This window comes from Saliphagus infecundisoli, from assembly GCF_020177375.1.
In the GTDB taxonomy this organism is placed as follows: Archaea; Halobacteriota; Halobacteria; order Halobacteriales; family Natrialbaceae; genus Saliphagus; species Saliphagus infecundisoli.
The window spans coordinates 69,494-92,218 of record NZ_JAIWHV010000010.1 but is presented as its reverse complement, the minus strand read 5'-3'; the positions used below and the strand labels follow the sequence as shown (position 1 = coordinate 92,218).

Annotated in this window: 22 protein-coding genes, 1 tRNA gene and 2 pseudogenes; 9 read left to right on the top strand and 16 right to left on the bottom strand. The window is 63.9% G+C overall.

All coding sequences use genetic code 11. The features are described from left to right. The first annotated feature begins 65 nt into the window (after positions 1–65). Positions 66–821: a hypothetical protein gene (locus tag LCF40_RS13325; protein ID WP_224828795.1), complete on the top strand. Its 756-nt coding sequence runs from the start codon at positions 66–68 to the stop codon at positions 819–821. A gap of 625 nt (positions 822–1,446) precedes the next feature. Here the strand turns inward: LCF40_RS13325 and LCF40_RS13320 are convergent. The 5 genes and pseudogenes from LCF40_RS13320 to LCF40_RS13300 form a co-directional block, all read right to left on the bottom strand. After that, positions 1,447–2,532 carry a tyrosine-type recombinase/integrase gene (locus LCF40_RS13320; RefSeq protein ID WP_224828794.1) on the bottom strand — a complete coding sequence of 362 codons (1,086 nt, stop codon included), beginning with the start codon at positions 2,530–2,532 and terminating at the stop codon, positions 1,447–1,449. After that, positions 2,529–3,095, bottom strand: coding sequence for a hypothetical protein (locus tag LCF40_RS13315; protein WP_224828793.1), 567 nt, complete (start codon positions 3,093–3,095; stop codon positions 2,529–2,531). Before LCF40_RS13315 ends, LCF40_RS13320 begins: the two co-directional genes overlap by 4 nt. A gap of 51 nt (positions 3,096–3,146) precedes the next feature. After that, a pseudogene (locus LCF40_RS13310) lies at positions 3,147–3,353 on the bottom strand (hypothetical protein); the annotation flags it as partial. Positions 3,354–4,015: 662 nt separating this feature from the next. Next, positions 4,016–4,088, bottom strand: a tRNA-Arg gene (locus LCF40_RS13305). Positions 4,089–4,219: 131 nt separating this feature from the next. Further along, positions 4,220–4,516 (bottom strand): annotated as a pseudogene (locus tag LCF40_RS13300) (Sec-independent protein translocase subunit TatA/TatB); the annotation flags it as partial. Positions 4,517–4,706: 190 nt separating this feature from the next. Between LCF40_RS13300 and LCF40_RS13295 the strand changes: the two are divergent. From LCF40_RS13295 to LCF40_RS13285, 3 genes are read left to right on the top strand one after another with little or no spacing between them, the layout of a single operon-like run. Then, on the top strand, positions 4,707–5,183 hold the full coding sequence (locus tag LCF40_RS13295) for a redoxin domain-containing protein (protein ID WP_114577669.1): 477 nt from the start codon (positions 4,707–4,709) through the stop codon (positions 5,181–5,183). Between the two features lie 44 nt (positions 5,184–5,227). Then, positions 5,228–6,043 carry an HD domain-containing protein gene (locus tag LCF40_RS13290; RefSeq protein ID WP_114577668.1) on the top strand — a complete coding sequence of 272 codons (816 nt, stop codon included), beginning with the start codon at positions 5,228–5,230 and terminating at the stop codon, positions 6,041–6,043. A gap of 5 nt (positions 6,044–6,048) precedes the next feature. Next, complete coding sequence (locus LCF40_RS13285) at positions 6,049–6,369, top strand: hypothetical protein (protein WP_224828792.1); 321 nt, start codon at positions 6,049–6,051, stop codon at positions 6,367–6,369. On the opposite strand, the gene LCF40_RS13280 is transcribed toward LCF40_RS13285, so the two are convergent. The 6 genes from LCF40_RS13280 to LCF40_RS13255 form a co-directional block, all read right to left on the bottom strand. After that, entirely contained in the window at positions 6,357–6,575 is a 219-nt protein-coding gene (locus tag LCF40_RS13280; RefSeq protein WP_114577666.1) for a helix-turn-helix domain-containing protein, read from the bottom strand. The two genes, LCF40_RS13285 and LCF40_RS13280, sit on opposite strands and share 13 nt — an antisense overlap. 267 nt (positions 6,576–6,842) lie before the next feature. Next, complete coding sequence (locus LCF40_RS13275) at positions 6,843–8,687, bottom strand: FAD-binding protein (RefSeq protein WP_224828791.1); 1,845 nt, start codon at positions 8,685–8,687, stop codon at positions 6,843–6,845. A gap of 15 nt (positions 8,688–8,702) precedes the next feature. Continuing rightward, positions 8,703–9,605 (bottom strand): succinate dehydrogenase/fumarate reductase iron-sulfur subunit, encoded by a 903-nt coding sequence (locus tag LCF40_RS13270; protein ID WP_114577664.1) that lies wholly within the window; start codon positions 9,603–9,605, stop codon positions 8,703–8,705. A gap of 1 nt (position 9,606) precedes the next feature. Continuing rightward, entirely contained in the window at positions 9,607–9,972 is a 366-nt protein-coding gene (locus LCF40_RS13265) for a succinate dehydrogenase hydrophobic membrane anchor subunit (RefSeq protein ID WP_224828790.1), read from the bottom strand. Then, complete coding sequence (gene sdhC, locus LCF40_RS13260) at positions 9,972–10,367, bottom strand: succinate dehydrogenase, cytochrome b556 subunit (RefSeq protein ID WP_114577662.1); 396 nt, start codon at positions 10,365–10,367, stop codon at positions 9,972–9,974. The genes LCF40_RS13265 and sdhC overlap by 1 nt, the downstream gene beginning before the upstream one ends. A gap of 92 nt (positions 10,368–10,459) precedes the next feature. After that, complete coding sequence (locus LCF40_RS13255; protein ID WP_224828789.1) at positions 10,460–11,542, bottom strand: succinylglutamate desuccinylase/aspartoacylase family protein; 1,083 nt, start codon at positions 11,540–11,542, stop codon at positions 10,460–10,462. A gap of 111 nt (positions 11,543–11,653) precedes the next feature. Here LCF40_RS13255 and LCF40_RS13250 point away from each other — a divergent pair, with 111 nt between their 5' ends. Then, complete coding sequence (locus LCF40_RS13250) at positions 11,654–12,409, top strand: GNAT family N-acetyltransferase (protein ID WP_114577660.1); 756 nt, start codon at positions 11,654–11,656, stop codon at positions 12,407–12,409. Between the two features lie 242 nt (positions 12,410–12,651). After that, complete coding sequence (locus LCF40_RS13245; RefSeq protein WP_224828788.1) at positions 12,652–14,130, top strand: flippase; 1,479 nt, start codon at positions 12,652–12,654, stop codon at positions 14,128–14,130. On the opposite strand, the gene LCF40_RS13240 is transcribed toward LCF40_RS13245, so the two are convergent. Next, positions 14,122–14,655 (bottom strand): cob(I)yrinic acid a,c-diamide adenosyltransferase, encoded by a 534-nt coding sequence (locus tag LCF40_RS13240; RefSeq protein WP_114577658.1) that lies wholly within the window; start codon positions 14,653–14,655, stop codon positions 14,122–14,124. The two genes, LCF40_RS13245 and LCF40_RS13240, sit on opposite strands and share 9 nt — an antisense overlap. A 183-nt stretch (positions 14,656–14,838) precedes the next feature. Between LCF40_RS13240 and LCF40_RS13235 the strand changes: the two genes are divergently transcribed. The 3 genes from LCF40_RS13235 (at position 14,839) to LCF40_RS13225 (ending at position 17,572) form a co-directional block, all read left to right on the top strand. Next, positions 14,839–16,161, top strand: a complete 1,323-nt coding sequence (locus tag LCF40_RS13235) for an RNA-guided endonuclease InsQ/TnpB family protein (RefSeq protein ID WP_224828803.1) — start codon at positions 14,839–14,841, stop codon at positions 16,159–16,161. Positions 16,162–16,279: 118 nt separating this feature from the next. After that, the gene (locus LCF40_RS13230) at positions 16,280–16,444 is read left to right on the top strand and encodes a DUF7838 family putative zinc beta-ribbon protein (protein ID WP_224828787.1); all 165 of its coding nucleotides are present in this window, start codon (positions 16,280–16,282) and stop codon (positions 16,442–16,444) included. A gap of 60 nt (positions 16,445–16,504) precedes the next feature. Next, positions 16,505–17,572, top strand: coding sequence for an Ldh family oxidoreductase (locus LCF40_RS13225; RefSeq protein WP_224828786.1), 1,068 nt, complete (start codon positions 16,505–16,507; stop codon positions 17,570–17,572). Between the two features lies 1 nt (position 17,573). On the opposite strand, the gene gcvPB is transcribed toward LCF40_RS13225, so the two are convergent. The 4 genes from gcvPB to LCF40_RS13205 all read right to left on the bottom strand — a co-directional run bounded on the left by gcvPB (position 17,574) and on the right by LCF40_RS13205 (position 22,568). After that, the gene (gcvPB, locus tag LCF40_RS13220; protein WP_224828785.1) at positions 17,574–19,073 is read right to left on the bottom strand and encodes an aminomethyl-transferring glycine dehydrogenase subunit GcvPB; all 1,500 of its coding nucleotides are present in this window, start codon (positions 19,071–19,073) and stop codon (positions 17,574–17,576) included. Then, positions 19,070–20,407, bottom strand: coding sequence for an aminomethyl-transferring glycine dehydrogenase subunit GcvPA (gene gcvPA, locus LCF40_RS13215; protein WP_224828784.1), 1,338 nt, complete (start codon positions 20,405–20,407; stop codon positions 19,070–19,072). The genes gcvPB and gcvPA overlap by 4 nt, the downstream gene beginning before the upstream one ends. 133 nt (positions 20,408–20,540) lie before the next feature. After that, positions 20,541–21,878: a hydroxymethylglutaryl-CoA synthase gene (gene hmgB, locus LCF40_RS13210; protein ID WP_224828783.1), complete on the bottom strand. Its 1,338-nt coding sequence runs from the start codon at positions 21,876–21,878 to the stop codon at positions 20,541–20,543. Positions 21,879–21,986: 108 nt separating this feature from the next. Next, positions 21,987–22,568, bottom strand: a complete 582-nt coding sequence (locus LCF40_RS13205) for a DUF2150 family protein (protein ID WP_114577655.1) — start codon at positions 22,566–22,568, stop codon at positions 21,987–21,989. Between the last annotated feature and the right edge of the window lie 157 nt (positions 22,569–22,725).

Here is a 22,725-nt window from a genome sequence, read left to right as displayed (position 1 = left end):
GCCTTAGAGAATGAAAGTACGCTCCGGCGGAAGTTCTATCTGATAACGGCAGAGTTGAGCGAGCAATGAGCGACTCTGAGGAGACGGCATATATCTCTCAAGAGGAAGCCGCTAACGTTCTCTCCGGGCAAATCGAGATTTATCAGCACATCCAAGATCAAGCTCTGTCCGTAGTTCGGATTCTCTTAGCATTCATCGGTGTAGCAATAGCTGCCCTCTCAATTTTCATCGCTGAATATGGACTCTCTGTGGAGAATCCGTTTTTGCATAGTGTAGACAGGTTTAGTTCTCCCTATGAGATATTCGCTTTTTATATAGCTCTTGCAGGGACTCTTGTTGGACTTGTCCGGGCAATCAGACAAATGCATAGGTCTCTTAAGGGAGCTGTCAGCTTGTTATCGGCACCGGACCTGAAACCTTTCTCCATAAAACAAGTTGATATAAACATAATCGAGACCCCTAATATTGGGGGAGACCAGTACAAAGGCTGGATAGAGCATAATCAAGAGCTGATCAACAGCCAGAATAGAGACTTGTCGGATATATATTTCAAGATGAGGTGGATGGCCTTTGATATCAGCTACGCGATCCCCCTCGGACTTGCCATCTATTTTGTTCCAGATCTGGTTTTCACTCTCGTATCTCTAATGCTATCATTTGGTGTTTTGAAATTACTTGTTCGGTCTTCTCAGTTTGGTAGATTATTGTCTAATCTTGAAAACCGCAAATATGTGACTGAAGGAATGGTAGATGTGGCATATATCTTGCTTTGGTATGCGTTAGCTATCTTGGTCTCCTGGCTCACTCATCTTCTCTCGTAGAGGAATTCGGAAACGGGAAAACACTCTTGGTCCTCCTCAATCTTCCCGAGTCAACCTTCTCTTGTGAAAGCTTGAGCCCCGTTCTAAGCCGCTCCTTCTCGAATCCGTCCTGCTACTCACAAAGAGAGGAAACGCTCTCAGAAGGCAACAGAGAGGCCAGAAAAGGCTATTCCGAGTCTGAAGCGTCCTGAATCTTATTTCTCTGAATCGCTTCGTCGGTAAGCACAGTCCCACAGTCGTCGCAAGCAATCTCCCTATCTGAGTAGAATTTGAAGACAGCGAAACTCTTACTCTCACAACCTTGGTTTTGGCAAGTGATTCGTTCTGGCATGATTAGCTCTCCTCAGTAACGTCGTGGAACTTCTGAGGCGAGGGCTAAAGTAGGATGGGTAAATCGTTCCCAAGTAATGCTATCAGAGAAGTCCAATCTCTTCCAATGTAAGGAGTGTAGAGCCGTGATAAGATGGAGATACAGGCTGATATGGAGACCAATCCTTAGAGGCTGTCCCATTTGTGGGGATCGAGAATGGCGAGCAGTCGAAATGATAGACTCCGGCGAGAGTATCACTATGGCAGGTTTCGATGACGGCTATATCCTTGATGGGGCTGATTTCAGGGAGAAAGACTAATCATCTAATGCAGTTTGAACCTTGTTCCGTCGGGTCTCTTTGTCGGGATTGACATACTGCTTCGTAGTCTCGATGTTGGTATGCCCCATTACGTCCCGGAGAGTTTCGAGGTCAACCTCCTGCTCTATCATCCTCTCCGCAAAGCCATGTCGGAGGGAGTACGGACTCAAGCGATGCCTTGGGTTCCCGTTGCCATCGGTGTAAACTGGTTCTTCAAGAATATCCGCTTCTGTAGCGGCTTCCCGGAATATTTCATTGATCGAATTTCGATTGAGTTGCTCTGATTGCGGGGAAATAAAGAGGTAAGGAGACGAATTCGCTGTAATGCATCGCTTTCGCTCCCCTCTATCCAGCCAGATTTTGAGAAGAGTATCGACCGTCTCCCCGTAGAACACGACTCTGTTAGATCCCGTCTTCGAGGACCGAACCCGAATCTCTCTGTGCTCTCGATCAATATCTTCCGTATACTCGATCTCTGTGGCCTCAATGGGTCTGAGTCCACAATCCCAAAGAACTTGGAAGATTAGTTGATTTCGGACCGTCGGAGCAGGCAGATGCTCCTTGAATCGGTCATACTCCTCCGCGCTCATGGCTACATACCCGTCGTCTTCTTTAAGTTGTTTCGACATTTCCGACTCGGGATTCAGACCAAGATCGGCATCAGGAACAGGGTTATCAATAACATCTCCTCGTTTCTTGAGGTACTGGTAGAACTTGGAGACCTGTTGAGCGTATTTATCTACTGTTGATTCGGCTGCCCCCCGACCCTCAGAAGAGGTAGCCCAGATACAGAAATTCTCAATTTCAATCTCACCAATATCTCTCACGTCGCTGGGGCCTTCCAACTCTCTCCACTCCTCGAAAGCGCGAAGTCCGGAAATCCGAGTTCCATAAGTCGCCGAGGCTATTCTACGACGTTCCCGAGTAAGGAAGCGTTCGATATCCTCATCTTGGATATCGGGACCGTGAGATTGAAAATCAGTATGCTCGCTATGGATTCCGCATTTTCCATCGGGATGCTTCGCTTTGTTCGTACAATCGCCTTCTCGGTGTTTCAGAGTCACCCCACAGAGTTCGCTCATCGGTCTATGTAATAGCCTCCGTTACCCGCCTTACGTACCGATATAAGGTCATCACAGAGCTTTTCGAGGGCTTCAACTACGAGATAATGGGGCTCATCAAGAGCGTCAGCAATCTCTTCGGGCGTCCCTTGCCATGCTGAGTGTTTTGATTCGGCTTCAGGATCGGACACCGATGGGTTAGACGCTCGTTGTCCAAGCCCCCGATCCTTATCCTGCCACGGTACACTTCCAGGCTCCTCATCGGGGAGTATATCGTATATTTCTCCCTTGAGCCGATCAACTTCGGGGTTCGTGTTAGCCTGATTTTCAAGGTTCTGTAGACGGCCTTCTACACTGTTCAGTTGCTCCGAGAGTCGGTCAATCTTGTCGATGGCCTCAGATACCTTTAGCTCCGACTCTCCGGACTGTGAGGCTCCGTATTGCCCTTCTATCTGCCTTGTGACCGAAGACCGGATAAGATCGGTTAACGAGGAGAACTCGGGGTTCTCTGATTGGTATTCTTGCCATTCAGCTTTTCTTTCGTCATTCACTACCAGATTGATCCGGGATTTATCTTCTCCCATGCCTCACCCATTGGAGCCCTCATGTATATAGGTTACTCAAGCAGGGATTGGCTCCTTCTCGGAATGGAAGACGACGATGAAGGCGTAGGGTTTGTTCACCCAGTAGCGCTCGACCTCCCGGAAGTGACGTTTCTTCTCGAAGGGAACTGCCCGCTCGAGGTCGTACCGGTTGGCGACCGTCGTCGTCCCCGCCGACGTCGAGAAGAACTCGTCCTCCTCGAAGTCCTCCCGGACGTTTACGGTGCGCTCGTCGACGACCCGCGAGGCCGCCGACCCCGCCCTGCCGGCCCACTCGAGGGCTTCCCCGATGCCGTCCTCGAAGTCGGGTGACTCCTCAAGGGCGAACGCCTCGCCGGTACCCTCAGTCGCCATCCGAACCTCCCTCCCCGTTCGGCCCGGTCATCTCCACCACCCGTCCGTGCCGTTGCTCCACCGCCGATGCTCTCCGCCCGATCTGTCAACCGCCGGTCGAATAGCCATAACCAACACCAATTCGAACTCGCTCGACGGTTATCCGTCGTCATCCTTCTTTTAGTTTATGGCCTGCCGTTGTCAGTGTTAATTACTGTCTCGGAAGTCGAGTTAACACCGACCGGAGAGGTTCGATACCGCCGGAGATCCGTTGGCGACGGCGTCCCTCCGGTTAGTGATCGTCGACTACGGCGCTCGCGGACTCTTGTAGAACCCGTCGAACCTTCGTCCGCCTCGAACTCGCCAGTCGGTGTTCACTGTGTCGCTCGCGAACAAGCGGGCGTGACGGGAGTGAGCGGACGCATCGCGCCCGTGAGACGAGCGTAGCGAAGTCGAACGGGCGTGACGGGATTCGAACCACGGTCGGACGTGCTCGCGTCGCTGCGCGCGACCTCCCTGATTCGAATCTCTCGTGTCGCTTGCACGGCTCGCTGTCGCTCGCCGGCAAGCGGGCGTGACGGGATTCGAACCCGCGATCAGAAGGTTAGGAACCTTCTGCCCTCTCCGCTAGGCCACACGCCCCGTCAAAACGAGTCGTCGATCTATCGGCGGTCGGTGTCCGTTTCGGTCTCGCGCTCGAACCCGCTGTCGGTCTCGCCAGGTCCGGAGTCGGTTCCGGTCCCCGCGTTCGGGTCGGCGCCGGCACCGCCGGTTTCCGTCGTGGTCGTCGTGGTATCGGTGGTCGTGTCAGCGGTGGTGGTGTCGGTACCCGTACTCGAGGTTCCGAACTCGTCGTCGTCGGTCTCCAGAGAGCCCATCTCGCGCATCTCCTCGAGTTCGGTTTCGACCTTTTCTCTCCCCTTCTGGAACTCGCCCATGGCCTCGCCGGTCGACCGTGCAAGCTTCGGGATCTTGTTCGCCCCGAAGAGCAGGATGGCGATGAAGAGGATGATTACCAGTTCCGGTCCCCCAGGCATGGGGACGAACAGCGGTGCGATTTCGGTTACCATCTCTATACGGCCGTTGTCCGGTGGCAATTATAACCTTTTTGCTCCATCGGGTCAACCGCGTTCGCCCGCCAGGGGTCCGCTCACACCTCTTCGGGCGAACGTCGCCGACTACCCCTTCAATGTGGTGGTACGATCGTCTATCCGGCCACAAGCGAAACCGTCTTTTTCTCGTGATAGTAAGCCGTGACCGATGGTACGACAAGGCGACACCGCCCCCGACTTCACGGCTCCGCTTTCAACCGGCGACATCGAGTCGATCACCCTCTCGGACCGGCTGGACGAGGCACCGATCGTCCTCGCCTTTTTCCCCGGGGCATTCTCGAGCGTCTGTACCGACGAGATGTGTACGTTCCAGGACCGACTCTCGGCGTTTTCGGAGTTCGACGCGACGGTCTACGGCGTCAGCGTCGACTCCCCGTTCGCACAGAACGCCTTTCGGGAGCGAAACGGGCTCACCTTCGACATCGTGAGCGACTTCGACCGGGAGATCATCGACGACTACGACGTCCGGATGGACTTCGAGGACCTCGGGGTCCACGGCGTCGCCAAGCGCTCGGTGTTCGTCATCGACGGCGACGGCGAGATCACCTACTCGTGGGTCAGCGACGATCCGGGTGTCGAACCCGACTACGACGAGGTCGAGGACGCGGTCGCGAACACGGCGTAGCGGCGGAGTCCTTTTTTGTACGACGCTCCAAGGACGAAGAACCCATGAGTGAGACAGAAGCCACTGAGTCACCGGACACCGTCTACAACCCCAACGAGGACCACAACTTTCCCGACGAGAAACTGAACGACGTCCTCGACTTCCTCGACGCCGACGAGGAGATCCGGACCTATCTCGAGGCCCAGAACGTAAACGCCGTCGACCGGATGCGCTACAACGACCACGGCGCCAAACACATCTCCATCGTTCGCAACCGGGCGCTGTGTCTCTACGACCTTCTGAAGGCCGGCAACGTCGACTTCAACGGCGCCCGCGAGCAGGGGCTAGCGGAGGAAGACGAGGCCGTCATCGTCGCCCTCGCGGCGACCCTCCACGACATCGGCCACGTCGTCCACCGCGACAGCCACGCCTACTACTCGATCCCGCTCGCGGCGGACGTTCTGGACCGAATCCTCCCCGAGTTCTACGACGTCGCCGAGACCGTCCGGATGAAAGGCGAGACCCTCCACGCGATCCTCTGTCACCACACCGAGGAGACGCCGCTCACCACGGAGGCGGGCGTCATCCGGATCGCCGACGCCCTCGACATGGAACGGGGGCGCTCGCGGATCCCCTACGAACAGGGCGGGCGCGGGATCAACACCCTCTCGAGCCAGGCGATCGAGTCCGTCTCCCTGCACGAGGGCGAGGGTCGGCCCGTGATGGTCGAGATCGCGATGACCAACGCCGCCGGCGTCTACCAGGTCGACAACCTCCTGAAGGCGAAGCTCCGGGACTCGGGGCTGGAGGAGGCGATCCGAATCGTCGCGGTCAACACGAACGAGGAGCGCGACCAGCTCGTCGAGCGCATCGAGCTCTGAGGAGCGTGGCCGACCGCAAGGACGAGGACGAACGGGAGTGGCCCGAGCCCGGCAGGGGGTCCGCGAGTTCCGACGCCGACTGGAACCGCTACGGCCTGGGGCTCCGGCTCGCGTGTTCGGTCGCCGCCCTCCTCGTTCTCGTCTGGCTGACGCGGGGGTTCTTGGTGGAGGTCGTTCCGCGCCTCTGGCCGCCGACCGACCCCACCTCCCAGTGGGCGACGCTGGTCACCTTACACGCCTTCGGCTACCTCGTCGTCCCGCTGATGGTCGGCTCCCTGCTGGCCGACCTCGTCCTCGAGCGATTCCTCGAAAATCAGACCGAGTAGAAGCCGTTCTCGTTCCGGACGTACCCCCGCTCGCGCAGCGTCGAGACGATCGAGAGCACGGACCCCTTGTCGACGTGAAGGGTCTCACAGACGTCGTCCGCCGTCGCCCCGCCGGTGACCGCCAGATACTGGTAGATGAGCTTCGCTCGCGCCGACTCCAAGTCGTCGGGCACGGTCAGATCCATCCGCGTCGTGACTGAGGCCATACACCCACCAATTTCTTCGACGATATTAAAACCTACCATCGACAATCGACGTAATAACGGCCACGGGAATCGGGTCTCACAGTCGGTTTCGCCGCGTTCCTGGCTCACGGACGGAGTTTTCCCCACCGTCGCGTCCGGCGATCGTCGTGTATCATGATCGTTCCAGTCACTGAGGGGCCGGTTCGCGACACCGAAACCGGAGTCCGAACGACGAGTCCCGGAGGTCCCCGCGGACGAGGCCAGCGAAAGAACGGGAAAACGGGCGTCTCAGTAGCTGCGGGTCTTGGGCTCGTAGGTCTTGTCCTGACCCTCGAGGATGACCGGACGGTACCAGATCGAGGGTTTGCCGCCGTTCCAGGAGATCAGCGTGTGTTTGAGCCACTCGTCGTCGTCGCGCTCCTGGTTCTCCTGGCGCCAGTGAGCGCCCCGGAACTCGTTACGGACGAGCGCGCCGAGCGCGATCGTCTCGGCGACGTCGATCAGGTTCCGCGTCTCGATGGTCTGCTGGAGGTCGGTGTTGAAGGTGCGGGAGGGGTCGTCCACGTAGACGTCCCGGTACTCCTCCCGACACTCCCGGATGGTCTCCAAGGCACGCTCTACCCCCTCGCGGTTCCGGAAGACGTTGACGTCGGCGGTCATCGCCTGCTGGAGTTTCGCGCGGATCTCGGCGTGTTGAACCCCGTCGTCTCTCCCCATCAGGCGCTCGACGCGCTCGCGCTCGCGATCGACGGCTCGTTCGACGAGTCCTTCGGCGTCCGCGACCGCGCCGGCGCCGTCGGCGACGGCCTCGCCGGACCCTCGCTCGGGCAGGCCGGCCTCGCCGGGGGTGACGGGGAGCTCCATCCCCTCGTCCTCGACGTCGTCGCCGTAGCCCGTCTCGATCTCGGGAGCCCCGAGATCCTCGCCGGCGGCGTGGCGACCCGCGCGCTTGCCGAAGACGACGAGTTCGGGCAGGGCATTGCCGCCCAGTCGGTTCGCGCCGTGGACCGAGACGCAGGCACACTCGCCGGCCGCGTAGAGGCCGTCGATACAGGTCTGGCCGTTCTCGTCGGTTTCAATCCCGCCCATCTCGTAGTGCTGGCCGGGTTTGACCGGCATCGGCTCGACGAGGCCGTCGACGCCCTCGAAGTCCTCGGCGAGGTGGAGGATGTTCTCGAGGCGGTCGAGGATGCGCTCGGAGCCGAGGTGGCGCATGTCGAGGTGGACGTACTCGTCCTCGATTCCCCGGCCCTCGTTTACCTCCGTCAGCTCCGCCCGCGAGACGACGTCACGGGAGGCGAGTTCGCCGTCGTTGTTCGCGTAGCCGCGTTCGAACATGAACCGCTCGCCGCCCTCGTTGTACAGAATTCCGCCCTCGCCGCGGACCCCCTCGCTGATGAGGACGCCCGTCGAGGGGAGCGTCGTCGGGTGAAACTGGACGAACTCCATGTCCTCCATCGGGACGCCCGCGCGATAGGCCATCGCGTTGCCGTCGCCCGTACAGGAGACGGCGTTGGTGGTGTGATCGAACGCCTGTCCCGGTCCGCCGGTGGCGAGGATGACGCCGTCGCGGGCGCGAAAGCCCTCGACGCCGCCCGACTGGACGTCGTAGGCGACGACGCCGTGACAGCTCCGGTCGTTGGGGTCGGCCTCGCCCGAGACCGCGAGGTTCATCACGTACCACTCGTCGTACACCTGGATGCCCCGTTTGACGACCTGTTCGTACAGCGTGTGCAACAGGTGGTGGCCCGTCTCCGCGCCCGCGTAGGTCGTCCGCGGGAAGGAGAGGCCGCCGAAGGGCCGCTGGGAGACCCGGCCGTCGTCCTCCCGCGAGAACGGCATCCCCCAGTGTTCGAGCCGGATCGTGTCCTCGGGGGCGTCCTGGGCCAGGGTCTCGATCGCGGGGGCGTCGCCCAGGTAGTCCGAGCCCTTCATCGTGTCGTAGGCGTGGAGTTCCCAGTCGTCGCCCTCTCGGAGGGCCGCGTTGATCCCGCCCTCCGCGGCGCCGGTGTGGCTGCGCACCGGGTGGAGCTTCGATACCATCGCCACGTCCGCGCCCGCCTCGTGGGCACCGATCGCGGCTCTGAGGCCGGCGCCGCCGGCGCCGACCACGATGACGTCGTGTTCGTACATTGTGTGGATACCTCGTTACCAGAACTTCAGGTTCTTCTTCACTGCCTCCCGCTTGAGTTCCTGGATGTGCTCGGTCAGCGGGATGTCCTTCGGGCAGACCTCCGTACAGGAGAACTGGGTCTGACACCGCCAGACGCCGTGTTCCTGCTCTAAGATTCGGAGCCGGTGTTCCTTGATCTCCTCGTCCTCGCGGTCGTCCATCGCGAAGCGGTAGGCCTTGTTGATCGCCGCCGGCCCGAGGTACTCGTTGTCCCCCGCAGCGATGTTACACGAGGACATACAGGCGCCACACCAGATACACCGTGTGGACATCTTGACCTTCTCCCGGTTCTCCCGGGACTGGCGCTGTTCGTCGAGTTCGCTCGCGTCGGGCGTCTCCTCGTCCTGGAAGTAGGGCTCGACGGCGTGCATCTGGTCGTAGAAGTGTTCCATCTCGACGACAAGATCCTTGACCGCCTCCTGGTGGGGAAGCGGTTCGACGCGGACCGGCTGGTCGAGATCGGCGATCTGGGTCTTACAGCCCAGACGCTGGCGGCCGTTGATGAAGAAGGCGTCCGAGCCACAGATCGCCTGTCGACAGGAGTGTCGGAACGTAAGCGAGGAGTCGAACTCGTCTCTGGCGTAGATCAGGGCGTCGAGGACGGTCATCCCGCGCTCGAAGGGGACGTGGAAGTCGTCGAAGCGCGGTTCCTGCTTTCCTTCGACCTCGGGGTCGTACCGGAACACCTTGAGGTGAACCCGGTCGTCGTCCATGTCGTGGTCTGACTCGGCCCGTTCGCGCTCCTCTAAGGCCGCCTGCTTTCGCTGCAGGCGTTCCTGCTGGGGCGAGGCCAGCCCGCTCATCTCCTGGTCCTCGGGGACCTCCTGGCTCTCCGGTTCCTCCGGCTCGCTCTCGACGGATTCCTGTTGTGTACTCATGTTAGATCCACCCGGCCATGGCGACCGCGACGTAGATTCCCTGTGCGACGAGCGCTAGCCCTGCTATCGTAAGCACCGCGAGGACGACCTTCTTCGGCGTTCCTTCGAGGCCCTGGTTGACGAGGGCGTTGTAGACCCCGTTGACGCCGTGGAAGGTCGCGGTGATCAAGAAGAGGACCATCGTGACGAAGTAGCCGACGGTCTCCATACGGGCCTGGGTACCGGCGAACGTGATCTCGGCGGCGTGGTTGACGAAGTGGAGGAGAAAGAAGTGGAACGCGAGCACCACGACCAGGAAGGCCGCGGTGATCCGCTGGAGGAGCCAGCCGGTGCCACCGGGCGTAAACGAGGAGTAGCGCTCGGCCATCAGATCCCCACCCCCTGGAGGAACGTCGGCACGCTCGCGACGGTGATCGCGCCGGTGATCACCAGCGAGGCGTAGAAGCTCCTGTCCTGGCTCTCGAGCCCGATACCCAGATCGACCATCAGGAGCCGCAGCCCGTTCAGGATGTGAAAGACGGCGACGGCGAGGAGGCCGACCTCAAGGACCCGGATGAGAAAGAGGCTCTCCAGGCCCTGGATCGTCCCGGTGTAGGCGTCGGGCCCCGTCAGCGCGCTACTCAGGACGGCGATGTGGGTAAACAGGTAGCCGATCAGCATCCACCCGGTGAACTTATGAAAGATCCACGCCCACATCCCCGCGGAGAACTCCCGCCACCGGCCGAAGTCCTCGACGAGGCCGCGATTGTAAGACTGGCTCATACTCTCGTGTCGAGCGTTGGACCCCGGAGGTATAGAAGTTACTTTTGTCGCCCTCCCGGAGTTGCCGGCGGTGGGGTGACGGTCCGTCGACCCTATCGGTCGAAACGGTCGACGAAGCGTCGGCCCGCCTCGAGGTCGCGCTCGAAGGCCTTCCGGGTGTCCTCGCTCAGTCCGACGAGGTGACACAGCGGGTTCCCCGGATAGACGACGGGGTTCTCTAAGATGCCGACGACGAGGCCGGTGAAGGGGGCCTCGACGCGTTCGACGTCCTCGTCTTCCTTGAACGGGTTGGTGATCGCACAGATGACGTCGCCCTCGTAGACGAGGTCGCCGCTCTCGAACTTCATGTCGACGATGCCGCCCGCGTCGGCCCGGAGCCAGGTCTTGTCGTTCTCGTCGTCGATTACCGTCCGCCAGCCGGGCCAGTGGACCGACGACTCGCGGTGGAGGCCGAACTCCGCGAGAACGCTCGCGACGCCGGTCAGGGCGCGCTCGATCAGGCGGCGCTGGAACCGATGGGCCTCGCCCATCTCGATCGTGATCGTCTGGACCCCCTCCTCAGTCGCCTCCCGGCGGAGGGTGCCGTCGGCGCCCTCGCCGTCGATGACGACGTTCGAACTGAACGCCTTCGCGAGGCGGGCGACCTCCGGGTCGTCCATGTCCGCCCGGACGTGGAGCATGTTGGTTCGTCCGCGTGTCGAGGTGTGAAAGTCGAGCCCGACGTCACAGGGTTCGATGAAGTTGGTGAAGATCCGGTGGGCCATCCGGTTGGCGCTCGTCGAGTCCGACCGACCGGGAAAAGACCGGTTCAGGTCCCGGTCGTAGATCGGGAGGTACCGTTGCTGGGCAAGAAAGCCGGGGACGTTCATCACCGGCAGACAGACGAGCGTGCCACAGAGCACGGAGTGGTCCCAGTCGTGGGCCACCTCGCGGACGACCTCGACCCCGTTCAACTCGTCGCCGTGGCTCGCCGCCGACAGGAACACCGTGGGACCGGGCCGGGCGCCGTTGACGATGGTGACCGGAATTCGGACGGGATCGCCGAGGTAGGTCTCGCTGATCCCGTAACGGACGTTCGCCGATTCGCCGGGATCGACCCGCCCTCCGTTGTAGGTGAAGGGCTCGGGCTCGCCAGCAGGGTCGGCGGCGGCCGCCGAGTCCGACGTGTCGCTCATAGCCGAGCCTGCACCGACAGAGGGATAAACTTGCCCACCCGCGGCGCGGAATCGCACGACGACCGCCGGCCATGCACATACTCTTTGTAAGGGGCCGTCCAACTCGACCCCATGAACGTTCGCGAAGCGACCGACGAGGACGTCGAAGGGATCAGATCGATCGCCGGCAACTCCCTCCGGGAGTCGTACACCCACTTCCTGGCGGCGGAGACGATCGACGACGCCGTCGAGAACTGGTACGGCGAGGCGTTCGGCGACGAACTCGAAAGCGAGGACTTCCTCGTGCTCGTCGCCGAGGAGGACGGCGAACCGATCGCGTTCTCCCAGAGCGAGTTCGTCGGCGAGGGCCAGACGGAGGGCCGGATCCGCTGGATCCACGTCGATCCCGAGGCCCGGGGCGGCGGCACCGGCGTCCGGCTGCTCGCCCGGACCAGAGAGCGCCTCATCGAGGACGGCGCCGAAGGCATCCGGGCGACCGTCCTCGAGGACAACGAGTTCGGCAACGAGTTCTACGCCGAGAACGGGTTCGAGCGGGCGGGAACCCTCGAGGTCGAGATCGGCGGCGAGAGCTACACGGAGAACGTCTTCGTCGAAGCCGAGTCGGGCATCGAGGAGGGCGGCTGGCGCGCCCTGGAGGCCGTCGAGGACGACGGCGAGACGATCTACGTCAGCTACGGCGAACCCGCGCGGGGCTCGGAGGCGCCGTTTTACACCGCCTACGAGGAGGAAGAGGGCGAGGATCGCTACGGCTGGTTCTGTGGCAACTGCGACTCGCTGGACAACGCGATGGACGCGATGGGCCGGATCCAGTGTAACGCGTGTGGCAACCGCCGGAAGGCGACCCGCTGGGACGCGTCCTACCTGTAGGTCGGGCGTACTCCCCGTCCGTTCGCCGCCGGCGAGCCGCCGGTACGACGCGGCGCCGTACGATACGGAACCGTACGACGTGGACTGGACTCGGAGAGCCCCGACGCAGGGCTCCCGAAGCCGTGATCGGGTAACCGCCCCGTGTCCCGGCGAAGGGGGTCAATAACGAACCGCGGGTCGGGCGACTCCGGAGTCGAGCGCCGACGTCCGCCCAGCGGCGGCCGGCCTCGACACCGCCATCCATGACCGCAACACGGAGCCACATCGTCCGCGGGTTCACGGCGACGCTTCTCGCCCGGGCGATCTACATGGGCTCGACGGCAGTGCTCATGCTCGTCCTCGCACGCTACCTCCTCTCGCCCGACGCCTACGGCTCGCTTTTCTGGGTGATCGGAATTCTGAGCGTCGTCCAGCTCGCGGCCGACCTCGGGATCGGGAAGGCCGCCGCGCGCTACCTCGCGGAGTATCGCACCCGGGATCCGGGCCAGATCCCCCACCTGCTTCGAGCGACGGTCTCCTACAAGCTGGTCGTCCTCGCCGTCGTCGCCGGCGCGCTCCTTGTGGCCCACGACCCCCTCGCGGCGGCGCTGGGAGAGCCCTCCGTCGCGCCCTTCTTCGCCGTCGGCGCCGTCTACGTCGTCGCGAACTCCTTTGCGGGGTTCTCCCAGGTCGCCCTTCAAGGGTTCAATCGCCTCGAGTACAGCGCAGCCGTCCAGTCGGGGACGGCAGTGGTTCGGACGGCGGTCGCCATCGCGCTCGCCGCGGCGGGGCTGGGCGCGCTCGGGGCCTTCCTCGGTTACGTCGCGGGCGCGGCGGTCGGCGCGGCCATCGGCCTCGGGGTCCTGTACGTCAAGTTCTACCGGACCCACGAGGCCGCACCCCGGTTCGAGCCCGGGCTCCCCCGGCGCCTGCTGGAGTACAGCGTCCCGCTGACCGCGACCCGGAGCGCGAACGTCCTCGACAAACAGATCGACATCGTCCTCGTCGGCGCCATTCTCAATCCCGCCGCGGTCGCCTTCTACACCCTCGCAAAGCAGATCACCGACTTCGCGCTCGCGCCCGCGGATTCGCTCGGGTTCGCGCTCTCGCCGAACTTCGGTGAGGGGAAAGCCGCCGGCGACGTCACCGAGATCCGGACGCTGTACCGGACGGCCTTGGAACACACCCTCCTGCTCTACGTCCCGGCGGCGACCGGACTGGCGATCGTCGCCGGCCCGTTCGTCTCCCTCGTCGTCGGTGCCGACTACGCGGACGCGGTGCCCGTCCTGCGGGTGCTCGCCGCATTCGTCGTCCTCCAGGCGATTACGAACGTCACGAGCGACGGGCTCGACTACCTCGGGCGGGCCCGCTCGCGCGCGATCGCGAAGGGGGCGACCTCGGTCGCGAACTTCGTTCTCAACCTCCTCTTGATCCCGACGGTCGGGATCGTCGGCGCCGCCGCCGCGACCGTCGTGACCCACACGATCTACGTCGCGATCAACCTCCAGATCGTCCACGCCGAACTCTCCCTCCCCGTCAGGGAGATCGCCCACTCAGTCGTCACGATCGGCGCGATCACGCTCGCGATGGCCATCGCGGTGACGCTCGTGGCACCGATGATCTCGGGGCCGATCACGCTCGCGAGCGCCGTCGCCCTCGGCGGAGCGGTCTGGGCGGTCCTCGCGGTCGGGAGCGGGCTCGTCGATCCCGGAGTCGTCCGCCGGACGCTCGCCTCAGTATGAGGGCTCCTCCTCGCGCTCGCCCTCGCGGCGGTTGACCAGACGCGCGAACGTGAAGAGCGCGTCCGACAGCCGGTTCAGGTATCGGATCGGCTCCGCTCGAACCGGCTCCTCGTCGGCCAGCGCCACCGCGCGGCGCTCGGCCCGCCGACAGACCGTCCGGGCGTGGTGGAGCGCCGCCCCGGCCTCGCTTCCCGTCGGCAGAATAAAGGACTGGAGGGGCTCGAGCTCCTCGTTGCAGTCGTCGATCCACTCCTCGAGCGTTTCGACACGCTCCTCGCCGATGGTCGGGTCGCCCTCTTCGGGATCGGGATTGGCGAACTCCGCCTGGACGACGTGGAGGTGGTTCTGGATCCGCTCGAGATAGTCGTCGATAGCGTCGTGGCCCGTCGGGCGGACGGTACCGACTAGGGCGTTGAGTTCGTCGACCGTCCCGTAGGTCTCGATCCGCGGGCTGGCCTTCGAGACCCGGGTCATGTCACGGAGATCGGTCTCCCCCTCGTCGCCGCGGCCGGTGTAGATCGTCATGCACGAACCGAGGCGCGCGCTCCACTTATAAAATGCAAGGAGAATACCCGCGTCTTTAAGGCGCGGGATGAATCCGACAACTCCTCCACAATCCACCGTAGATGGCCGGGCCGGATATTCCACCGATCCTACACCGAATATTTACAAGAGACGCGCGTATAAGTGGTTATACAGACGTTCAGACTGCTGGAAGTCCACCGCACCCATCGAGCGAAAATCCTCAACCACACGCAAGTAGCGGACTCGCTTGACCGGCACGGGTGGAGCGCCAGCAAACTCTGGAACGTCGCCAACTACCACTCCCGGCAAGCCTGGGAGGACACGGGCGAGATCCCCAACCATGGCGACCTCAAAGACGAGTTGAAAGGTCACACCAAGTACAAAGGACTGCACAGTCAGTCCAGTCAGCGCGTTCTGGAGGAACTCGCTGAAGCCTTCAACTCATGGTACAACAAAAGGGAGTCAGACAGTCGAGCGAATCCGCCCGGCTACCGCAAGAAAAACTACTACGACCAACAGGGCCGTCGCGTCCACGAAGAACACCCGCGTAGCACGGTGACGTGGAAGCAAAACGGCATCAAACACGACTCGAAAAACAACCGCGTCCGACTCTCGAAGGGCGCGACTCACAAGGAACACCCGAAAGCGTGGGAGTACATCCTTGTCAGGTACGAAACTCGACCCGGCGTCACCGTCGAAAATCTGCAACAGGTTCGCGCCGTCTACGATAACACGAAGGAGCGGTGGGAACTGCACCTCGTGTGCAAAGAGGAGATCGAGACGCCCACCGCCCCCGGCAACGAGTCGGCTGGTATTGACCTCGGTATCTGTAACTTCGCGGCGGTTGCGTACAGCACCGAAGCCGCCGACTTGTACCCCGGTAACCGCCTGAAACAGGACGGCTATTACTTCCCGAAAGAAATCGCCAAGTGCGATGAGTCGGATGGTGACCGGGCAACAAGGCTTCACCACAAATGGTCAGAGCGCCGCACCCACTTCTTCCATAGCCTCACCAAACACATCGTTGAACGGTGTGTCGAGAATAACGTAGGGCGAATCAACGTCGGGAAACTCACTGATGTCCGCGAGGACGAGACCGGTGAGTCGAAGAATTGGGGCAAGCACGGCAACCTCGACCTTCACGGATGGGCGTTCGACCGATTCACCTCGGTTCTCGAATATAAGGCGAAAGTCGAGGGAATCGAAGTCGTAGAAGTTTCAGAACGCAATACGAGTAGGACGTGTTGTGTCTGCGGTCGAGAAGACGACAGTCAGCGTGTCGAACGTGGCCTACACGTTTGTGAACCGTGTGGTGTGGCGGTCAACGCTGACGTGAACGGGGCGGAGAACATCCGTCTCAACATCAACAACGAAAGTAACTCCGAGTCTGCACCTGATTTGGGTGGGGATAGGAGTACCGGCTGGTTGGCACAGCCCGGAGTCTACCTTCATGACCTCTCCCGGGGATTCCAACCTCGGACAGAGGTGGTAGACTGCAAACCCTAATATCCCAATCTAGCGGTGTGGTGCCGTGGGATTCCCGCGTCTTCAGGCGCGGGAGGATGTCAAACCGGCTGGTCGGCCAAACCAGTACGTTAAACCTCCTCCACGAACGATCACGACTATGAGCCTCGAACTCGATCACGCCTGCCCGGACTGTGGGGAAGAACGGACGTTCTACCGCGCAGCCAGCACGACGCTACACCTGGGCAAGAAAGTCAAGTGGCACTGTCCGGACTGCGAGTACGGTTTCGTCCGGATCAACGGCATCGACTCGAGTACCGCGTAGCGCCTCGGCCGGAGTGCCGGGCCGCCGGATCTATTATCGTCCGCTTCCTCCGGCGACCCGATGCCAACCGTAGACGCGGACGCGTTGACGGAGTTCGCCCGCGAGTCGATCGGTTCCCTCGGCGCGCCCGAGAGGACCGCCCGGGCGGTCGCCGACTCCCTGGTCGATGCCGACCTCGCGGGCCACGGCTCCCACGGGGTCGTCAGACTCGATTACTACGCGGGGATCGTCGCCGACGGCGCGGTCGATCCCGAGGCGGAACCGACCCACCGATCGGCCGGCCCGTTCGACCAGCTCGTCGGTGGCGCCGCCTTCGGGCAGCTCACCGGCGAGCGGGCGGTCTCCCTGCTCGTCGAGGGCGCCCGCGCGGAGGGCGTCGCCATCGTCGGGATCCGCGACTCGGGCCACCTCGGTCGGATCGGCGAGTGGGCCGAGCGGGTCGCGAGCGAGGGGCTGCTGTTTGCCTCCTGGGTCAACCTCCAGGGGGGCTCCCAGCGGGTCGCCCCGGCGGGAAGCGCCGACCGTCGCCTGGGGACGAACCCGCTCACGTTCGCCGTGCCGACGTTCGGCGCGCTCCCCTTCGATCTCGTCTTCGACGCCGCGACGAGCCAGGTCGCCCACGGCAAGATCATCGAACGCGACGGCTCCGGCGAGGAGCTCCCCGAGACGTGGACGACCACCCCCTCGGGTGATCCGGTCACCCGCGCCGCCGAGTTCGAGGACGGAACCGGCGCGCTCCTCCCGCTCGGCGGGCGCGAGACGGGGTACAAGGGCTTCGGTCTCTCGACGATGGCGGAGCTGTTCGCGGGGATCGTCGGCGACGGTCCCGTCGCAAGCGAAGAGCGCCAGGAGTGGACCGGCAACGGCGGTGCCTTCCTCGCGATCGATCCCGCTCACTTCACGACCGCGGAGGCGGTCGCCGACCGCGTCGAGGGGCTCGCGGCCCACCTCCGCTCGGCCGAGCCGATCGGCGACGAGGAGGTGCTCCTCCCGGGCGAGCCCGAACACCGAACCACGAACCGGCGCCGCGAGGAGGGGATCCCGATCGAGCCCACCGTCGTCGACGGACTTCGGGAACTCGCCGCCGAGCAGGGCGTCGAGTCGGCGCTGCCGCCCGGACTCGAGTAGATTACTCCCCCAATGCGTGCCAGGAGAGTCGAGGGGTCCGCGCCGCCGTGGTCTGGTCGATCCGCCCCGCCGCGGTTCGTTCGGGGGCGGTCTCGAGCGTCTCGGTTGCCTCGCTCGCGACCGTATTGAACGCCTCGGCGAGCTGATCCAGACTGGCTTTGCTCTCGACTTCCGTCGGCTCGGTCATCAGCGCCTCGCCGACGATCTCGGGCCACTTCGTCGTCGGCGGGTGGACGCCGTAGTCGAGCATCCGTTTGGCGACGTCGGCGGCGTCCTGGTCGCCCGCGCTGGCGACGAACTCGTGGTGGAACGGACCGTAGGGCACCTCGTACTCGATTCGCTCGGCGAGGTAGTTCGCGTTGAGGACCGCCTTCGCGCTCGCGTCCGCGAGCCCCTCGTCGCCCAGCCGGGCGATGTAGGCGAAGGCCTTCAGGAGCACGAGCCAGTTGCCCTCGTAGCCGTGGACCTTCCCGATCGTCTCGGGGGGATCGAACCGCTCGTACGTCGGCTCCCCCTCCGGGTCCGCGCTCTCGCCCCCGGCCTCCCGAACCCGCGGCGCCGGGAGGAAGGACGCGAGTTCCTCGGACACGCCGACCGGACCGGCGCCGGGGCCGCCGCCGCCGTGGGGCGTCGCAAAGGTCTTGTGGACGTTGTAGTGCATCACGTCGAAGCCCATGTCGCCCGGTCGCGCCCGTCCGAGGAGGGCGTTCAGGTTCGCCCCGTCGTAGTAGAGCAGACCGCCGACGTCGTGGACCATACGGGCGATCTCCTCGATGTCGCGCTCGAAGAGGCCGAGCGTGTTCGGGTTGGTGAGCATCAGGGCGGCGGTCTCCTCCGAGAGCGCGGCCTCGAGCGCGCCGAGATCCACCCGGCCCGCCTCGTCGCTCGGCAGCGAGACGACGTCGTACCCCCCCAGAGCCGCGGTCGCGAAGTTCGTCCCGTGAGCGCTCTCGGGGACGATGACCTCCGACCGCTCGTCGCCGTTTGCCTCGTGGTATGCCGACGCGACCCGGATCCCGACGAACTCGCCTGCCGCGCCTGCCGGCGGCTGGAGCGTCACCGCGTCCATCCCGCCGATCCGCGCGAGGTAGTCCTGGAGTCGGTAGCAGAGTTCGAGGGTGCCCTGAACGGACTCCGCGGGCCGGTCTGGGTGGACCGCCGCGTCTGGCAGGGCGGCGACGTCCTCGGTGAACGTCGGGTTGTACTTCATCGTACACGACCCCAGGGGGTAGGGGCCGGTCGTGATCGCGTAGGTCATCTGGGAGAGCCGGGTGTAGTGGCGTGCGAGTTCCGGTTCCGAGAGCCCCGGGAGAGCGAGCTCGTCGCGGGTCAACTCGTCGGGCAGCGGCGACTCGACAGTCGTCACGTCGCCCTCGGCGCTCCCGCTCTCCTCACCCGTTTCGCCCTCCGTATCGCGGATCTCGACCCGCGTCAGGTCCTTCTCGGCGAGGAGGGGTTCGTACTCGCCGTTTCGGGTCCACCGGGCCTGGTCGTATCTCATCGGGTCACCTCCTCCAGAGCCGCGAGAAAGCCGTCGATCTCCCCGTCGGTCGCGCCCGCGACACAACACTGGATCTCGTCGGCCGAGAGCGCGTGGACCGCGAACCCTCGGTCGCCGAGATCCGCCCGGAGAGCGTCCGCGTCCCGCTCCGTCCGAACGACGAACTCCCGGAACAGCCGCCGGTCGTCGACCGGCGCCGTCAGCCCGTCGATTCCGTCCACTCGCTCGGCGACGCTCTCGGCGCGCCTGACGCCGCGGGCGGCGAGTTCGGCGAGTCCGTCGGGGCCCAAACCGGCGGCGTGGATCGCCGATCGGAGCGCGACCCACGCCTGGTTCGTACAGATGTTGCTCGTCGCACGCTCCCGGCGGATGTGCTGTTCGCGTGTCTGGAGCGTCAGCGTGTACGCCCGCCGGTCGCGCGAATCCTCGCTCGCGCCGACGAGTCGGCCGGGCACCTGCCGGAGGTGTTTCTCGCGAGTGGCGAAGAGCCCCAGACCCATCCCGTAGCTCGTTCCGAGTCCCAGAACCGAGGCGTCGCCGACGACGACGTCGGCGCCGACGTCAGCGGGCCGCTGGAGAAGCGAGAGCGCGACGGGATCCGAGCCGAGGACGAACAGCGCGCCCGCCCCGCTCGCGAGGTCGCCGACCTCCTCTAGCCGTTCCTCGACCGCGCCTCGAACGGTGGGCGTCTCGGCGTACACCATCACGCAGTCGTCGTCGACCCGCTCTTCGAGCCCCGCGAGGTCAACCGTCGATTCCCGGGTGGGATACTCCTCGATCGCCAGATCGGTACCGGCGACGTAGTTTTGCAACGTCTCCCGCCGGCCCTCCCGAAGGATATCGGGAACGAGCACGCGGGTTCCCGAGACGGACCGGGCCCGATCCGCGAGGGTGGCGGCCTCGCCCAGGGCCGTCGCGGCGTCGTACATCGAGCAGTTCGCGACCCCCAGGCCCGTCAACTCGACCAGCAGCGACTGGTACTCGAACAGTGCCTGGAGGAAGCCCTGGGAGGTCTCGGGCTGGTACTGGGTGTAGGAGGTCAGAAACTCCGAGCGGTCGGCGAGGTGGTCGACCAGCGAGGGGACGTAGTAGCCGTAGTGGCCCCGCCCGAGCAGTTCGACCTGGTCGTCGTTTCGTGCGAGGATCCCCTCGACGAGCCGGCGCGTCTCGCGCTCCGTGCGGGCGTCGATGCCGAACTCGCCGTCGAACCGGACCGACTCGGGAATGTCGAACAGCTCCCCGATCGACTCCGCCCCGATGGTCTCGAGCATCGCCGCGGCGTTCTCGTCCGTGTGGGGAGCGTACGGACTCCCCGTCTCGTGTGATCCGTACATGGTAGCAAAACTCCCGTCCCGGCCGTCTTCGCTCGATCCCCGTCCGAACGCGGGCGTCTCCCGGGACACGTTGGGTTCCCGTTGGGAGGGCGGGGTTAAGAACGCACCTCTCTGGCTCGCGGGCCCCTCGGCGCTACTCGACGAACCGGTACTGGCGCTCGCCCATCGGCCCCCAGCCGTCGAAGGCGAACTCGTCCTCGGGGGTCGTCAGCGGTTCGACGTCGCTGTCGACGTCGTGGTTGTGGGCGTCGTGGATCCGCTCGTACTCCTCCCAGGTGAGGTCGTGGCGGTCGGCGAGCTGGGCGTCCACGTTCAGCGCCTCGATCTCTGCCTCCCAGCCCTCGACGACGGTCTCCTCGTGGATCTCGGCCTGGGCGCCGCTGCCGTAGGAGCCGACGTACAGCGACTCGCCCGCGAGGTCCCGGCCGTCCTCGAGGGCGTGTTTGAGCGCGCTCGCACGGGCGACGTGGACCGAGCCGGTGTACCAGTTGCCGACCTCCCGGGAGATGGTTAGCGTCGGGTCGATGGTCTCGGCGTACCACCCCCGGTAGCGGTCGGTCTCCTTCAGCGCGTCCATGTACTCCCGGACGGCCTCCCGATACGCGTCCTCGTCGTCGAACGCCTCGCGGCGGGGCTGGCGGCCGATCTCGGCCGCGAGTTCCTCCTCGATCTCGGTGTCGCGGGTGACGTGGCGGTAGGCCAGCAGGCCGGCCTTCCGGACCATTCCCGGGAACGGGGTGTGGAAGGGGACGTAGGCGATGTCGTCGGGGTGGATGTCGCCGGCGACGGATTCGTAGTCGGTCAGCGCCTCGCGCATCCGCGCGAGGTAGACCTGGACCGAGCGTTTGCCGTCGACTGAGGGGAACTGCTGGTTGGGCTTGAGGAAGTCGGTCTCGTCGGCGCTCCCGTAGCCCTGTTCGGTCGAGAGTTCGACCAGCGAGGGGTCCTCGGTGATGTACATCGCGACCGCGCCCGCGCCCTGGGTCGCCTCGCCGGCGTCGCCCCGCGCGTAGAGGGCGGTGTCGGTCGCGATCACCAGGGCACCTCGGCCCCGATTCCGGCCCGCCTTGATCCAGTTGTAGGCGTCGTCGAGGCTCTGGGTGCCCGCGATGCAGGCGAACTTCCGCTCGCCCTTGTTGGCGTGGTGGAAGTCCTGGCCGTACACCTGCTCGAGACAGCCCGCGACGTACGTCGAGACCGGCTTCGAGTTGTCGAAGGCGCTCTCGGTGGCGACGTCGATCCGACCGATGTCCTCGGGTTCGAGTCCCTTGCGATCCATCAGCCGGTAGGCGGCGTTCGCGGCCATCGTGACGATGTCCTCGTAGCTGTCCGGGAACGAAGAGGCGTTCAGCCCCAGTCCCTTCGTGTACTTCTCTGGGTCCTCGCCCTTCTGGGGAGCGAAAGTGTCCGGGAGATCCAGACGCAGGTTCCCCGTCCAGATCTCGACGGCGTCGATACCGACGGTGTTCATGCCCATTACGTGCGGGCGTGGCTACAAGGTAGTGTCGTTCCGCGTTTCGACGCGTGTCGATCCGAGCGGCTCTCGTGGGCCCGATCTCCTGAGAGTCCCCCTGCCGGCTTACTCCTCGTCTTCCTCGATCAGTTCCGGATCGCTCATCGCGCTCTGGAGGCTGTCGAGTCCGTTGATCCACTCGGTGACGAGACCGTACTCCAGATCCTCGGCGACCGAGATGTCCAGGTTCTCGCCGTCGATGACGAGCGTGCCGGCCTGTGCGGCGTAGCCAAGCGCCGAGTCCAGATCCTCCTCGGCCTCGGCGTTCGCGGCCGCCCGGAGGTACTCCTCGACGCTCGCCTCCTCGGCGGGGCCGCCCGCGACGTACTCCTCTGCGGCGATGAAGACGCAGACGAGGCTCGTCTGGACGCCGTCGACGAGCATCACTTTCTCCTCGTCGTCGATCTCGACCTCCGCGAGGACGATCTCGCGGACGTCCCCGATCTCTTCTAAGGCCTCCTCCTCGCTCAGGTCGCCGTCGTCGTACGCCGAGACGATCTTCGCGATCGCGATCGCGGTGTCGTCCTGGAGGTTCAAGAGGAGTCGCGCGGAGTCCTCGTCCTCGGGGTCGATCTCCTCGTCGTCGATGCGGCCGATCCAGTTCTGCCAGCGTTCTTCCGAGTAGAACTCGGTAGGGGGGTTGCTCATACGCCCACCTACACCGGCCGCGTGAAAGGCCTTTCTCTAGGCTCGCCGTCCCGAAGAAGAAAAACCGGGCCGAGGAGGGCGCTACCGACTGATCTCCGGTTCCGTCCGAAAGCGCACCCACCGTGGACCGCGAGGCGCGGACGGGCCACCGGGAGAC

Bases quoted from the DNA above. Each gene is read 5' to 3' on its own strand.
- LCF40_RS13250 (WP_114577660.1), top strand. From the start codon at position 11,654: ATGAACGTTCGCGAAGCGACCGACGAGGACGTCGAAGGGATCAGATCG.
- LCF40_RS13225 (WP_224828786.1), top strand. From the start codon at position 16,505: ATGCCAACCGTAGACGCGGACGCGTTGACGGAGTTCGCCCGCGAGTCG.
- LCF40_RS13325 (WP_224828795.1), top strand. From the start codon at position 66: ATGAGCGACTCTGAGGAGACGGCATATATCTCTCAAGAGGAAGCCGCT.
- LCF40_RS13320 (WP_224828794.1), bottom strand. From the start codon at position 2,532: ATGAGCGAACTCTGTGGGGTGACTCTGAAACACCGAGAAGGCGATTGT.
- LCF40_RS13205 (WP_114577655.1), bottom strand. From the start codon at position 22,568: ATGAGCAACCCCCCTACCGAGTTCTACTCGGAAGAACGCTGGCAGAAC.
- LCF40_RS13230 (WP_224828787.1), top strand. From the start codon at position 16,280: ATGAGCCTCGAACTCGATCACGCCTGCCCGGACTGTGGGGAAGAACGG.
- LCF40_RS13275 (WP_224828791.1), bottom strand. From the start codon at position 8,687: ATGTACGAACACGACGTCATCGTGGTCGGCGCCGGCGGCGCCGGCCTC.
- LCF40_RS13270 (WP_114577664.1), bottom strand. From the start codon at position 9,605: ATGAGTACACAACAGGAATCCGTCGAGAGCGAGCCGGAGGAACCGGAG.
- LCF40_RS13290 (WP_114577668.1), top strand. From the start codon at position 5,228: ATGAGTGAGACAGAAGCCACTGAGTCACCGGACACCGTCTACAACCCC.
- LCF40_RS13280 (WP_114577666.1), bottom strand. From the start codon at position 6,575: ATGGCCTCAGTCACGACGCGGATGGATCTGACCGTGCCCGACGACTTG.
- LCF40_RS13265 (WP_224828790.1), bottom strand. From the start codon at position 9,972: ATGGCCGAGCGCTACTCCTCGTTTACGCCCGGTGGCACCGGCTGGCTC.
- LCF40_RS13255 (WP_224828789.1), bottom strand. From the start codon at position 11,542: ATGAGCGACACGTCGGACTCGGCGGCCGCCGCCGACCCTGCTGGCGAG.
- sdhC (WP_114577662.1), bottom strand. From the start codon at position 10,367: ATGAGCCAGTCTTACAATCGCGGCCTCGTCGAGGACTTCGGCCGGTGG.
- LCF40_RS13295 (WP_114577669.1), top strand. From the start codon at position 4,707: ATGGTACGACAAGGCGACACCGCCCCCGACTTCACGGCTCCGCTTTCA.
- hmgB (WP_224828783.1), bottom strand. From the start codon at position 21,878: ATGAACACCGTCGGTATCGACGCCGTCGAGATCTGGACGGGGAACCTG.
- LCF40_RS13245 (WP_224828788.1), top strand. From the start codon at position 12,652: ATGACCGCAACACGGAGCCACATCGTCCGCGGGTTCACGGCGACGCTT.
- LCF40_RS13315 (WP_224828793.1), bottom strand. From the start codon at position 3,095: ATGGGAGAAGATAAATCCCGGATCAATCTGGTAGTGAATGACGAAAGA.
- gcvPA (WP_224828784.1), bottom strand. From the start codon at position 20,407: ATGTACGGATCACACGAGACGGGGAGTCCGTACGCTCCCCACACGGAC.
- gcvPB (WP_224828785.1), bottom strand. From the start codon at position 19,073: ATGAGATACGACCAGGCCCGGTGGACCCGAAACGGCGAGTACGAACCC.
- LCF40_RS13240 (WP_114577658.1), bottom strand. From the start codon at position 14,655: ATGACGATCTACACCGGCCGCGGCGACGAGGGGGAGACCGATCTCCGT.